This is a genomic window from Hymenobacter aerilatus (assembly GCF_022921095.1).
Lineage (GTDB): Bacteria > Bacteroidota > Bacteroidia > Cytophagales > Hymenobacteraceae > Hymenobacter > Hymenobacter aerilatus.
This window is the reverse complement of record NZ_CP095053.1, coordinates 1,929,990-1,942,954: the sequence shown is the minus strand read 5'-3', so window position 1 is coordinate 1,942,954 and position 12,965 is coordinate 1,929,990. Positions and strand designations below refer to the sequence as shown.

12 protein-coding genes are annotated in these 12,965 nt (G+C 58.7%); 5 read left to right on the top strand and 7 right to left on the bottom strand.

The window, feature by feature from the left end:
- Positions 1 to 144 precede the first annotated feature (144 nt).
- The 3 genes from ligA to MUN82_RS08240 form a co-directional block, all read right to left on the bottom strand.
- Entirely contained in the window at positions 145 to 2,268 is a 2,124-nt protein-coding gene (gene ligA, locus MUN82_RS08250) for an NAD-dependent DNA ligase LigA (protein WP_245096554.1), read from the bottom strand.
- 116 nt (positions 2,269 to 2,384) lie between these two features.
- The gene (locus tag MUN82_RS08245; protein ID WP_245096552.1) at positions 2,385 to 2,891 is read right to left on the bottom strand and encodes a DUF4920 domain-containing protein; all 507 of its coding nucleotides are present in this window, start codon (positions 2,889 to 2,891) and stop codon (positions 2,385 to 2,387) included.
- A gap of 130 nt (positions 2,892 to 3,021) precedes the next feature.
- Entirely contained in the window at positions 3,022 to 3,762 is a 741-nt protein-coding gene (locus tag MUN82_RS08240; protein WP_245096551.1) for a TapB family protein, read from the bottom strand.
- Positions 3,763 to 3,943: 181 nt separating this feature from the next.
- Here MUN82_RS08240 and MUN82_RS08235 point away from each other — a divergent pair, with 181 nt between their 5' ends.
- From MUN82_RS08235 to MUN82_RS08215, 5 genes are all read left to right on the top strand, one after another.
- Positions 3,944 to 4,177: a hypothetical protein gene (locus MUN82_RS08235; RefSeq protein ID WP_245096549.1), complete on the top strand. Its 234-nt coding sequence runs from the start codon at positions 3,944 to 3,946 to the stop codon at positions 4,175 to 4,177.
- Positions 4,170 to 4,511 carry a hypothetical protein gene (locus MUN82_RS08230; protein ID WP_245096548.1) on the top strand — a complete coding sequence of 114 codons (342 nt, stop codon included), beginning with the start codon at positions 4,170 to 4,172 and terminating at the stop codon, positions 4,509 to 4,511. Before MUN82_RS08235 ends, MUN82_RS08230 begins: the two co-directional genes overlap by 8 nt.
- A 131-nt stretch (positions 4,512 to 4,642) precedes the next feature.
- Positions 4,643 to 5,290, top strand: coding sequence for a cytochrome c oxidase subunit 3 (locus tag MUN82_RS08225; RefSeq protein ID WP_245096546.1), 648 nt, complete (start codon positions 4,643 to 4,645; stop codon positions 5,288 to 5,290).
- A 127-nt stretch (positions 5,291 to 5,417) separates the two neighbouring features.
- The gene (locus tag MUN82_RS08220; RefSeq protein ID WP_245096544.1) at positions 5,418 to 5,837 is read left to right on the top strand and encodes a GNAT family N-acetyltransferase; all 420 of its coding nucleotides are present in this window, start codon (positions 5,418 to 5,420) and stop codon (positions 5,835 to 5,837) included.
- Positions 5,838 to 6,085: 248 nt separating this feature from the next.
- Positions 6,086 to 8,893, top strand: coding sequence for a M16 family metallopeptidase (locus MUN82_RS08215; RefSeq protein ID WP_245096543.1), 2,808 nt, complete (start codon positions 6,086 to 6,088; stop codon positions 8,891 to 8,893).
- A 92-nt stretch (positions 8,894 to 8,985) separates the two neighbouring features.
- On the opposite strand, the gene MUN82_RS08210 is transcribed toward MUN82_RS08215, so the two are convergent.
- The 4 genes from MUN82_RS08210 to MUN82_RS08195 all read right to left on the bottom strand — a co-directional run bounded on the left by MUN82_RS08210 (position 8,986) and on the right by MUN82_RS08195 (position 12,765).
- Positions 8,986 to 10,794, bottom strand: a complete 1,809-nt coding sequence (locus tag MUN82_RS08210; protein ID WP_245096541.1) for a T9SS type B sorting domain-containing protein — start codon at positions 10,792 to 10,794, stop codon at positions 8,986 to 8,988.
- A gap of 181 nt (positions 10,795 to 10,975) precedes the next feature.
- Positions 10,976 to 11,605, bottom strand: coding sequence for a hypothetical protein (locus MUN82_RS08205; protein WP_245096540.1), 630 nt, complete (start codon positions 11,603 to 11,605; stop codon positions 10,976 to 10,978).
- Between the two features lie 89 nt (positions 11,606 to 11,694).
- The gene (locus MUN82_RS08200) at positions 11,695 to 12,189 is read right to left on the bottom strand and encodes a DUF2147 domain-containing protein (protein ID WP_245096538.1); all 495 of its coding nucleotides are present in this window, start codon (positions 12,187 to 12,189) and stop codon (positions 11,695 to 11,697) included.
- Between the two features lie 141 nt (positions 12,190 to 12,330).
- Complete coding sequence (locus tag MUN82_RS08195; protein ID WP_311136432.1) at positions 12,331 to 12,765, bottom strand: DUF2147 domain-containing protein; 435 nt, start codon at positions 12,763 to 12,765, stop codon at positions 12,331 to 12,333.
- Positions 12,766 to 12,965 lie beyond the last annotated feature (200 nt).

The following is a 12,965-nucleotide window of genomic DNA, read 5'->3' as shown; positions in this document are numbered from 1 at the left end:
CGGAGTCGAAGCATCTCGCGTGGTGACGAAAGATAGTATCTCACCGTTAGCACGCGAGAAGCTTCGACTCCGCTCAGCAGGACGTTCTGTCGACTTTCTGGATAGCCCCAACGTCAGCAACGATAAGACATACTACATGCATCTCTACGAAAATAACGAGGCCTGACCTCCTTGTGGTGGGGTAGGCGCAGTGAGGTCGTCCAGAGCAGAATCGGCGGCAGCTTCAGCCTCGGAGTCGGGGAGGGTAGTGGCATCCGGGAGCATGGCTAGCAGATCGGTTTCCGAAATAATTGGCACCTTCAGCTCCGTGGCCTTTTCGCGCTTGGCGGGACCCATCTTGTCGCCGGCTACCAGGTAGCTCAGCTTCTTGCTGATGCTGCCCGTTACCTTGCCGCCGTGCTGCTGGATGAGCTGTTGCAACTCCTCGCGGCTGTGCTGCTCAAACACACCCGACAGCACGAAGGTTTGTCCGGCTAGTCGGTCGCTCTGAGCCTTAGGGGCCTCGCCGGTGAGGGCTAGTTGCACGCCCGCTGCCCGCAAACGCTCCACCATCTCGCGATTCTGCGGCTCCTGAAACCACGCCGCTACCGATACGGCAATGACGCCGCCTACCTCTGGCACGGCGGCCAGCGTCTCGGCCGTAGCAGCTTCCAGCGCCTTCACCGTGCGGTAGTGCGCGGCCAGCTTCTCGGCTACGGTTTCGCCCACATAGCGAATGCCCAAACCAAACAACACTCGATCGAATGGCACCTGCTTGCTGGCCTCCAGACCCGCTACCAGGCGCTGCACCGATTTTTCACCCATGCGCTCGAGCTGAGCGAGTTCGGCGGCCTTGCCGGGCAGGTCGTATAGGCTCGCGGCGTCCGTCACCAGCCCCAGGTCAAAGAAGCGGCCCACAGTTTCGGCGCCCAAACCGTCAATATCCAAGGCCTTGCGCGACACAAAGTGCTCCAGTTTGGCTTTGAGTTGGGGCGGGCAGCCCCGGTCGTTGGGGCAGCGGAAGTGCGCCTCACCCTCGGGCCGAATTAGCGGCGTGCCGCAAGCCGGGCACTCGGTAGGATAGATGATGGGCTGACTGTCGGCAGGGCGGGCAGTGAGGTCGACGCTGGTAATCTTAGGGATGATTTCACCGCCTTTCTCTACAAACACCATGTCGCCCAGGCGTAAATCCAAGGCGGCAATCTGGTTGGCGTTGTGCACCGAAGCGCGCTTCACGATGGTACCGGCTAGCGGTACCGGGTCGAGCAGGGCTACCGGGGTCACGGCGCCGGTGCGGCCTACCTGGTACTGTATCTCGCGCAGGCGGGTGCGGCCGGCCTCGGCGGGATATTTATACGCAATAGCCCAGCGCGGACTTTTGGCCGTGTAGCCTAGCAGCTCCTGCTGGCGTAGGTCGTCTATCTTCACCACAATACCGTCGGTAGCCACGGGTAGGGTGAAGCGGTGCTTGTCCCAATAATGAATAAACTCTAGTACCTCATCCAGTGAGTGACACTTGCGCCACGTGTCCGACACAGGTAGGCCCCATGCGCGTAGGGCTTCCAGGGCAGCGCTGTGGGTAGGGAAGTCGCGGCCTTGGCTGAGGTAGCTGTAGGCAAAAAAGCGCAGCCGCCGCGCAGCCACCAACGCCGAGTCTTGCAGCTTGAGGGCGCCGCTGGCCGCGTTGCGCGGATTAGCTAGCAAAGCTTCGCCATTAGCCTCACGCTCCTGGTTTAGCTCCGCAAAAACCGGCTGGGGCATAAAGATTTCACCGCGCACCTCAAACTCCTCGGGCTGGGTAGGGCCAGTGTTGCGCAGGTGTAAGGGTAGGTTTTTGATGGTGCGCACGTTGCTGGTCACCACATCGCCGCGGGTGCCGTCGCCGCGCGTGACGCCCTGCGTGAGCTGGCCATTCTGGTAGGTCAGGCTCATGGCCACACCGTCGAACTTCAGCTCGCACACGTAGGCGTACTCCGCACCTTCCAGGCCGCGCTGCACCCGCTCGTCGAAGTCCCGCAGATCGGCCTCCGAGTAGGTATTGCCCAGGCTGAGCATGGGGTAGCGGTGCAGAGCCGTGGGGAACTGCTTGGTGATGGTGCCCCCCACACGCTGGGTAGGCGAGTTGGGTAGGGCCAGCTCGGGGTGGGCTTTTTCGAGGGCTGCCAGCTCAGCCAGCATCTTGTCGAACTCCTGGTCGGGTACTTCCGACACGTCGTTCTGGTAGTACTGATAGTTGAGGTGGTGCAGGCGGGCCGTGAGGGTGGATATCTGTTCCTGAATGCTGGACATGAGGTGGGAGGGTGAGATAGTGAAAGGGTGAGTTTGACGTTCTCGCCGCGTAAGCAACGCAAGTTGCGTCGCAAAAACGGCAAACTCACCATTTCATCAACTCACAATTTCATCCCTTACTGCACTCGCACGCCGTCGGCAATGAAGTTGTACTGCTCTACGGGCTTGGTGATGGCCGCAATTTCCTGCTTGGATTTGCCGGCGTCCTCGGCGTAGTGGCGCTGCTGGGCCACCGATACCGTTTCGTGCACTACTACACCTTCCACCACGGCCGTTTTGCCGCTGATATCCTTGGGCACAAAGAATGCATGGTCCTTGAAGCGCACGCGCATCATCTGGCCGGGGGCGGGCTGCATGGTCAGCCAGCAGCCCTCTGCTTTGCACACGTCGGCAATGGGACCTACCAGCTTCACGCGGGCCGAGTCGCGGCCGGCCAGCACCGTTTTGAGCTGTTGCACGGGCACGGCGCCAGTGGTCGTCACGGGGGCGCCGTAGGTCTGCGCTTGTGTGGTGGCTAGCAAGGCCGTGTGAGTGCCGGGCTTGGGCGTCAGCGGGGTTTTAGTGGCCTGGGCTGAGGCCAGCGTGCAAGAGAGGCTGAGGGCAGTCAACAGGAAATAACGCATAGGGGTAGGGTAGGAAAAGGGATGAAGCCGCCGCAACAGGTTAGCCGATGGCTGCGGCTGAGTATCAGCTACTAGACATGCAAAATAGCAAACATATGGCACACTGAAAGTCCTTTGCCACTGGCCCGGCCTACCGCTTCGCTAGCTCCTTTACCTCGCGTAGCTTGTCCCGGTCGTAGTACTCGGTGCGCACAATGCCCACGGCCGGGTCGTAATACGTTACTTCGCGCTCCACTTGGCGCATCGCCATATCAGCACGCGCCCGGGTGGTGAGGTCGCGCTCCGCTTCTACCTTATAGCATTGGAAGGTGCCGGCGGGCGTGGTCACGGCCTGGGGGCCACTTACCACCCGGCGGTTTTTGAGCACGGCCTGCACTTTGGCAATGCTCACGGCGGTGCTGCTGATGGCTACCACCACCCCGCCATCGGGCAAGCGCGTGCCCACGGTAGGCGCATCGGGCCAGGCCACGCGAGTGGGTTGGTAGTCGTAGATACGGTCCCGAAAGCGGCGGAGCGCATCGGGCGGCAGTTCGGCCATGCCGTCGGTGAAAGACGTATCGTGGTGTGCCGCATAGGTGAGGTCCTGCATGCGCACCAAGCGATTTTTCGCATCGTAAATGCCGCTTTTTAGCAGGGCAGTAGTCGTGGTAAGCGTTTGCTTTTTATTGGTCTCAGAGTCAAGCCGGACCACGCGCTGCGTGATATGGCCGGTTTTCTGACCCTTTGCATCCAATAAGTTATACACCAGCTCGGCGTTGTCGGTCAGGCGGAAGGGGGCGGGACCTTCGGGGAGAAGGTGGGTAGGAGCGAAGGCGCTGGCACCAAGCAGCAGTGCCACTAGCCCAAGTGGGCGCATAAAAGAGCAGGACATAGAAGCAGAAAAATACAATATGGGTAGGAGGCTATTTGTCCTGCTTCATACGCGGGGCAGGGGGGCGCAAGTTGCGCTTGGGACAACCCTGCGGGGCGTTTTGCGTTTGCCGAGACAGGACCGTAGCTTGCGGGCAACGAGTTCTGAATCTGATTTCACCCAATTTTCTTACTAAAACAGCATGGCCGATTCTGCTGCTTCCACTACCAACTGGGCCGATATGGCCGCTTCTGTACTGTCTAAGCTCTCGGGCGGCGTGGAGCTGTCCTGCGCTTTCGATCAGATAGAAGTGCAGGTACCCAATCCGCAAAATCCCACCGGCGCGTCCGCCACCTGGCGCATCAATGGCTCGTTGCGCATCCGCACGCGCGGCGAAAACCCTACTCCCGGCTCCACGCCCTCGTCCCTTGGCTAGCGGCCTCGAAATAGACGCCCGGCTGACCGTCACGATTGAGGGCGACGAGCTGCAACTGGCGGCCTCCGGCACCTACCTCATCCTGAACGTACCTAGCCAGCGCGTACTCGACAAGCTCACCAGCGGCCCGCCCAAAGACCCCAACGCCCCACCGCGCCCCCCTGGTCCCAAAGCCGACCCTTTGCAGCAACTGCACGAACTAGCCAAACGGCTGGGCTTGGTACTGGAGCTGCGCGTGAACGGCAAAACCTACGTTACGTTCGGGCAGGGCAAGCGGCCGAGTATCACCTTCCACGCCGTGCTAGGAAAAATCGGGTCGTTTTTTCGCAGCTGAGTCGGTGAAAACAAGCGGCATTCCGTGGCGGTTTTGTTTATATTAGCAAAAGGCTCAATGGGTTTGCCACGGAACTAAAGGTCTCTAAAATAGCTTGCCCAACCGTATGCTGCTACGTCTGCTCTGTTGTAATGAATTCTGATTTCGGTAAAGAACGCCAGGGACGCATAGGGGCCAATCGCTCTGCTCCCTCCCCGCGCCCCGCTCGGGTGCCCTTGTCGCTGCTGCTGCTCTACTTGGGGCTGGTGGGTAGCTTGGTTTTGTTTGTGGTGCTGATTACGGCGTACGCGCAAACGCGCTTCCTGAGTGGGGTGCCGTCGGGGCTGCACCCGTTTCCGCGTTACTTTTCCATCAGTACGGTGGTGTTGCTAGCCAGCAGCTACACGCTCAGCCAAGCCCAGCGCCTCTACCGCGAGGACGACGTGAAGAACCTGGCCCGCTGCTTGGGAGCTACGTTATTATTAGGCTTGGCCTTTGCCGGTTTGCAGACGCTGGGCTGGCACGAATTGCAAGTGCAGGGCGTCTTTTTCAGAGATAAGCCCAGCGGTACCTACGTCTACCTTATCTCCGCCATCCACGTGATGCACCTGCTGGGCGGTGTGCTGTTCCTGACCTTGTTGTTTTTGCGTGCTCAGCACGCCTCCCGCGACAGTATCCGCACGCTACTCTTCATCCGCGACCCATACCGCCGCTTGCAGCTCAAGCTAATGAGCACGTACTGGCATTTCGTGGATGTGCTGTGGGTATTGCTGTTCTGCGCCTTTCTATTCCTGTACTAGGCCGAAAGTACATATCTGTCATCCTGAACAACGCGAAGGACCTTAGGCTGAGTAAACGACCGATGTAACAACGATTCGTTTATTTAGCCTAAGGTCCTTCGGTATTAACTAGGTATCCGATTCTTCTATGTCCCCGCGCCTGCTACTCACCTCTGACCCCGATCTTGCCGCCCGTCAGCCGATTTTGGCAGGATTGCAGGAATACAACCGGCAGCAAGTGCCCGGCGAGTCCCAACTGCTGGCCGTGTTGCTTCTTGATGAGCAAAACACGACCATCGGCGGCTTGTGGGGGCGCACTTACTACGACTGGCTGTTTGTAGAGCTGCTATTTGTGCCGGAGGCGCTACGCGGCCAGAACCTAGGTACCCGCCTGCTGCAAGAGGCGGAGCAAGCCGCCCGACAGCGCGGCTGCCAGCACGTCCACCTCGATACATTCGGGTTTCAAGCCAAGGATTTCTACGTGAAACAAGGCTACACCGTGTTCGGGCAGCTCGAAAACTACCCGACTGGCTTTACGCGCTACTTCCTGCGCAAAGCGCTTTCGTGAGTAGTTGAGGCAAGTAGAGTAATAGAGGGTAAGGATACACTATTTTGTGTCTCGTCTTGCGGAGAGTATTCGAGTTTGAAGGATGCTCTGTCCACAAATAAGGTAGCAATAGCATCAGGGCAGGCGCTGCGCAGAATGAAGAAATTGGCTGTTTCAAATAGTATATGAATATTGCCATATAGTGCTTGTTTCTAGATAGATAGTTGGTATTATGCAGAGTACTAACCTACTCACATAACCACTATCCTATGCGCTGTTTTGGGTCTTTTATCCGGCTGTGGCCCTTGGTGGCTGCGTTGCTACCAACTGCTCTGCCGACGACGGCGCAGACCAAGCTTCCCGAAGGCCTCACCCGCGTAGCATCGGTGGAGGGCATCACGGAGTATCAGCTGAAAAACGGCCTGCGCGTGCTGCTGTTTCCCGACAACTCCAAGCCGACTACCACGGTCAACATCACCTACCTGGTAGGCTCGCGACACGAGGGCTACGGCGAAACCGGCATGGCGCACCTACTGGAGCACATGGCCTTTAAGGGCTCCGCCAAACACAAGAACATTCCGCAGGAGCTGACCGAGCACGGTGCCCGCCCCAACGGCACCACCTGGTACGACCGCACCAACTATTTCGAAACCTTCTCGGCCACCGACGAAAACCTGAACTGGGCTCTCGACCTGGAAGCCGACCGCATGGTGAACAGCTTCATCGACGCCAAGGACCTGTCTACGGAGTTTTCTGTGGTGCGCAACGAGTTTGAGATGGGCGAAAACTCGCCGAGCAGGGTGCTGATGGAGCGCGTGCTGTCGTCGGCCTACCTGTGGCACAACTACGGCAAATCCACCATCGGCTCGAAGGAAGATATTGAGCGCGTGCCGATCAATAATCTAAAAGCCTTCTACCAGAAGTACTACCAACCCGACAACGCCGTGCTGGTGGTAGCCGGCAAGATGGACGAGGCCAAAACCCTGGCCTTAGTAGACAAGTACTTCAGCCCCATTCCGAAGCCTACCCGGCAACTGCCTCAGGCCTACACCACCGAGCCTACCCAGGATGGGGAGCGGTCTGTAACTCTGCGCCGCGTGGGCGACGCGCAGAGCGTGGCCGTGGCCTACCACACCCCCGCCGGTGCCCACCCCGATTATGCTTCTTTGGATGTGCTGATGGATGTGCTGACCAACGAGCCCTCGGGCCGTTTGTACAAAGCCCTCATCGATACCAAAAAGGCGGCCTACACCTATGGCTGGACGCCCGCCCTCCACGACCCCGGTTTTGCCTTCTTCTACACCGAAGTGCGCAAAGAACAGTCCCTGGACTCGGCCCGCACCGCCATGCTGCGCACCTTGGACATGGCTTCCACCAAAGCGCCCACAGCCGAAGAGGTAGACCGTGCCAAAACCAAGCTGCTCACCGGCATTGAGCTGCTATTTAAGAACACCGACCGGGTAGGGCTGGACCTAAGCGAGTGGATTGCGGCCGGCGACTGGCGCCTGGTGTTCCTCTACCGCGACAACATCCGGAAGGTGAAGCCCGCCGATGTGCAGCGCGTGGCCAACGCCTACCTGAAACCCTCCAACCGTACCGTCGGTACCTTCATCCCCGAACAAAAGCCCGACCGCGCCGACATTCCGGAAACGCCCAACGTGCTGGCGCTGGTGAAGGACTACAAAGGCGAGAAAGCCGTAGCCGCCGGCGAAGCTTTCGACGCCTCGCCCGCCAACATTGAGGCCCGCACCAAGCGTGGCGAGGAAGGAAAAGGCACCAAGTATGCCGTGCTGCCCAAAAGCACCCGCGGCAACAGCGTGAACGTGCAACTCACCCTGCGTTACGGCGACGAAAAGAGCCTGGCCAACAAGCCCGGCCTAGCCAGCCTCACGGCCTCCATGCTGGAACGCGGCACCAAAACCCGGTCCTACCAGCAAATCCGCGACGAGTTGGACAAGCTGAAAGCCCGCGCCTACGTGTACGGTGGCAGCCAGTCGGCCGGAGTAGTGGTGGAAGCCTCGAAGGAAAACCTGCCGGCCGTGATGAAGATTGTGACAGATTACCTGAAGAATCCGACGTTCCCGGAAGCGGAGTTCAACAAGCTAAAGCAGGAGCGCTTGGTGTCGCTGGAATCGCAAAAGCAGGAGCCCGATGCCATTGCCTTTAACACCAGCCAGCGCGTGCTGAATCCCTACCCCAAAGGCCACCCGTTGTACGTGATGACCTTCGATGAGGAAATAGAAGCCCTGAAAGCCACTACCGTGAACGATGTGCGCCAGTTCTATAAGGACTTCTACGGCGCCGATAACGCCACCGTGGCCGTAGTAGGCGCCACCGACGAAGCAGCCGTGCAAAAGCTAGTGAAAACCGACCTGGGCAAGTGGAAAGCCAACAATTCGTACACGCGCATTGTGCGCAACTACCAAGATATAAAGGCTGGGAAGCAGTCGGTGCAGGCCAGCGACAAGGCCAACGCCGTGTATGTGGCCGGCTTCAACCTACCCATGCGCGACGACGACCCTGACTACCCCGCGTTGGTGCTGGGCAACTACCTGTTCGGTGGCGGCTTCCTGAACTCGCGCCTGGCCACGCGAGTGCGCCAGAAGGAAGGCATCAGTTACGGTATCGGCTCACAGGTAAGTGCTGACTCGCGCGACAAACTGGCCTCTTACATGGTATACGCCATCTACAACCCCGAAAACAACGAGCGGCTGGAAAAAGCCATTCAGGAGGAGTTTGCCACAATGTCGAAAACCGGTTTTTCGGCTGAGGAAATCAAAGCGGCGAAGAGCGGCTGGCTGCAAAGTCGCTCCGTATCGCGCGCTCAGGACGATGCCCTGGCTGGCCGCCTGAACTCCTACCTCGACCTGAACCGCACCCTGGCCTGGGATGCCGACTTCGAGAAGAAGGTAGCCGCCCTCACGCCCGAGCAGGTAAACGCCGCCGTGAAGAAGTACCTCGACTACAACAAGCTGGTGTTCGTAGAAGCCGGCGACTTCGAGAAAGCCAAGAAGACCTTAGCCGAGAAAAAAGCGAAAGAGCCCGCCTACCGCTCAGCTCCGCCGGCCAAGCCATAAGGTAATTGTCGGGTTTATAAGCAAAAGCCCCGGCCTTGCTGCATGCGCAGCAGGACCGGGGCTTTTGCTTGCGGTAGATTGCTAGAACTTCCTTACTGATAGGCCGGAGCCAGGGTCAGCATGCCTTTGAATCGGCGCTTGTTGGTGTACTCAATCAGGTAGAAATACACGCCGGCAGGGCGGCCGCCGCCGTCCCAGCGGAAGTTGCGGTCAGCGGAGCTATACACCTCGTTGCCCCAGCGCGAGAAAATCTTGATGGTGGCAAAGCGGTTGTCGCAGAAGTCGGGTGGGAGGGTAGGCAGCGTGAATTCGTCGTTTTTGCCATCGTGGTTGCCGGGTGTGATGATGTTGGGCGGCAGAAACGCCAGCGTGTCGGGGCTGACTACCTCAAAGCGCACCACCTGCACCTGGGGCTGCGGGTAGCACGTACTTTCCTGCACCCGGAACGTTACTTCCATCTGTTGCAGCAGCGCCGCCGCGCAGGAAGCTTCCCACCGAAACAAGCCCGTAGCTCGTCCGTTGCCATTCGTCGGCACAAAGCGCATACCGGCCGCCGCCATATCGAAACCGGTACCGGCAGCCGTGAGCGTTAGTGGGTCGTTGTCGGCATCGGTGGCCGTGAGGGTGGCTTCGTACACGCTGCCGGGAGCCACGCGTATTACCAGCGGTGTGCTGTTATCCTGCATCAGGGTAGGCACGGAGGTAAGCACCGGCACGTGGGTAGGCACGGGCTGGGCTATAATAGCCAGCTGCACAGTGTCGCGCTTGGGCAGGCTACATCCGTTGTCGGCCACAATCACATTCAGGTAGTACACCTGGCCCTTGGTGTCGAAGCAGGTAGGAAAGCAGAGTTGCGACACGAGTGTGTCGGGCATACCCGCGGCGCGCACCATGCCTTGCAGGAGCGAGATGCTGGGCAGCGGCCCCGTGAAGTTTACCGGCTGCAAGGACAGCGACAGGGCCGACGCGTTATCTGCATCGGTGAAGCGCAGGCGTACGCAGGGGTTGCCGCCCGGCACCAGCCGAATGGTGTCGCGGCCGGGCCGGTAGGTGGCCCTACCCACCTGGGCCTGCGCCGTAATGGTGGGCTCGGCATTGGTGGGGCACATAATCACCTTCAGCTGAAAGTCGCGCCGCGTTTCGCCAATCTTCACCTTGTTGCGATACTCCGAGCACCTGATGCCAAACACAAACAGGCCCAGTTCGGTGGGACGCACTTGCAACCGCCCCGTACGCCGATTAATGGTGAGCGTAGGCGTACCGGGTATCTGGTTTTGCTCGCCACGGCCCGTTCCCCACTGGATGGTAGGGTAAGGAGCCGCCGTAGCCGTGGCCGGCTTGGGCACGCGGGTAGAGGAGTAGCCATTGAGCGGCGTGGCCAGCTCATACACCAGCGAATCACCATCGGGGTCCTGGCCGCCAAAGTCATAGTAAAACAGCTCGCCCAGGCAAGCGTAGTCGCTCAGGGGCGGGAAAATGCGGGGGGTGGAATCGCGAAACAACTGGCCGTTGCGCAGCACTGCCGGAAACTCCAGGTAAAACGTCTGGCCCGACTCGCCCGGCCCTACTATGTTGCTGATACCGTTGTTGCGGCAGCACCGCTCCACGGCCACGTAGTAGCCCTGTGCGCCATTATACGTGGTAGGGGCAAGCTGCACCACGCTGCGATACACCAGCTTGCGCGTGCTGAGCGAGGGCGACGTACAGGCCGGATTGGTGTAGGCCACATAGGTATTCTCTACTAACGGCAGCACCACATCCTGCATCGAGCGGTTGGTGGCCTTGTCGAAAATGCCGGCCGTCAGGTCGTTGTCCAGCGCGCCGGGGCTGCCATTGATGGCGTCGAAATACAGCGTGAGGGTCAGTTGGTAGTTGTTGCCCGACACGTATCGTAGGTCCATCTCACCGCCCACAATATGCGTAGCCCTTGCTGATAAACTCAGCAGGAGCAAGACAACAAATAGGCTAACACAACTAAAAGAACGTAAAAATCTGGCCATAGCAACCTCTTAAGACAAGGATATTTTTCCTTGAAAAGATACTGCTTTGCCGTGGCAAATCATAACCAAGAGAGGCCCAGCGCTACTTCTGAAACTGCTTGGCGCTAGCCTGCTCTGTTGCACTAGCAGCGGGGAGGTTGAACACAGCATCCAGCAACTCATCGAAGGTATGAGCTGGGGAAAAGATGTTGTCGTGGTAGGGGTTGCTCACAAACCGGATAAAGCCCGGCTGGTTGTTGATGCGCACCAAGTCTACCGTCACGTTGCCGAAGCGTTGGTTGCAGCGCCCCGTCTCGGGACAGTCGCCGGGTGTGGGCTTCAGAAAGTGCTTTTCAATAGTTTCTGTGTACTCAGCATGAGGACGGCGGCGGCAGTCTGAGGTAGAGAGATGGTAGCCCAGCGCCAACACCCGGTCCCGAATGAAGTCGAACAGGTGCTGAAAGTTGCCTGGCCCGATGCTGGGGTCGTAGAAAAACAAGGCCCCCTGCCGGCCACACTCACTCAGCAACTGCACGCGCAGCCCCTGGCCGCGCACGTTGGTTTTCTGAAAGTGGTAGGCTTTGAAAAACGGCCCCATCCAGTTCAGATACACCCGCTGCTGTACCCAGCGGGCGTAGCTTTCCTGCTGTGCTCTGGTGCGTGCCAGCGGCCGCCACTCAGCCTGGCAGGCAGTGGTAGCAGAACCAAAAAGCTGTTGAAGAAAACGACGCAAGGGTGGAAGAAAAAGCTGGTTCGGATTTTCAGAAGAAACACCCGACCCTGCAAATAGTTTCCGGAGAGCTGCACTGGCCAACACAGGAGCTACAAAGCGTTGCCGGGTTTCAGGCGGTGCCAGTAGTGCGAGCGGCCCAGCAGCGAAAACCCAATGAAGCCCTTCACTTCCAGCCGGTCGCGCGACTCCATGCGCAGGTAGCACGAGTAGTAGTGGCCACTGTGTGGATCGTAGATTTCGCCGTCTTCCCAGCGGCCTGAGTCGGGGTTATAACGCATTTTGTACAGCACCACCAGGTTTTGGAGCGGGCGGGTGCGCAGCGTAGGGTTAGGGTTGCGCCCGTCGAGGTGAGGCTGGCCGGTTTTGGGGTCTATGGCGTGGCGCATCCACACCAGCCGGCCGGTTAGCTCACCGTCGCGCACGCTCACTTCCACGCGGGCCTCCCCCGAATTGTCTTCCCACATTCCTACCGGCGACAACGCCTGCGCCTGGCCCAGCAGCGGCAGCAGCACGCCCAGGCAAAACAGCCAGAAAGAAAACACGTGCGCGGTACTGGTTGTGGTGAGGGGCTGGAGCAAGGACATAGGCGGGAGGGGCAAATAGAGTGATACGCAAAAGAGCCGGGGAGGGGCATGACAGACGCCTGCGCAGTAACTGGCTGAATATAAAATAAAAACAGCGGCGTTCCGCCCGGAACGCCGCTGCTCAGCAAATAAGTTCTTCTATTACTTTACCCGCGTCCAGGTCTGGGAGCGGCCAATCATCGAAAAGCCGATGTAGCCCTTTACTTCCATCGTATTCGCGTTCTGCATTTTGATGTAGCAAGAATACGTTTTGCCGCTTTCGGGGTCATAGATTTTACCGTCATCCCACTTGTTATCGGAGTCGTACTCGAAGCCCTGCATAAACACCATACCCAGACGGGGACGGCTGCGCAGCTTGGGGTCGGGGTTTACGGTATCGGTTTTAGGCTTGCCGGTTTTGGGGTCGTTGGGCACCGTCAGCGACACAATCTTGCCGCACAGTTTGTCGCCGTCGCACTTATAAATTTCGAACGTGGCTTTTTTCTCAGCATTGGTCCAAGTTCCCAGCGGCGAGAGGCTTTGGGCCGCAGCAAACTTTGTGAAACCCAGCAACAACGCCAGACAGAGAAACAACATTTTTTTCATGGTGGTGATAGAGAGAGTGAGTTTGGGAAAAAAGATAAGGGAAAACCACGAGATGGTCAAAGCCAGTGAGTGCAACCAAACCGCGTTAGAATACCATTGGTAGGATACAAACATAGCGCCAGCTTCCTATTCAGCCGTTGATGAAAAAAATGTCTGGATTTTTCCAAAAAAAACATGCTGATGATCAGGTA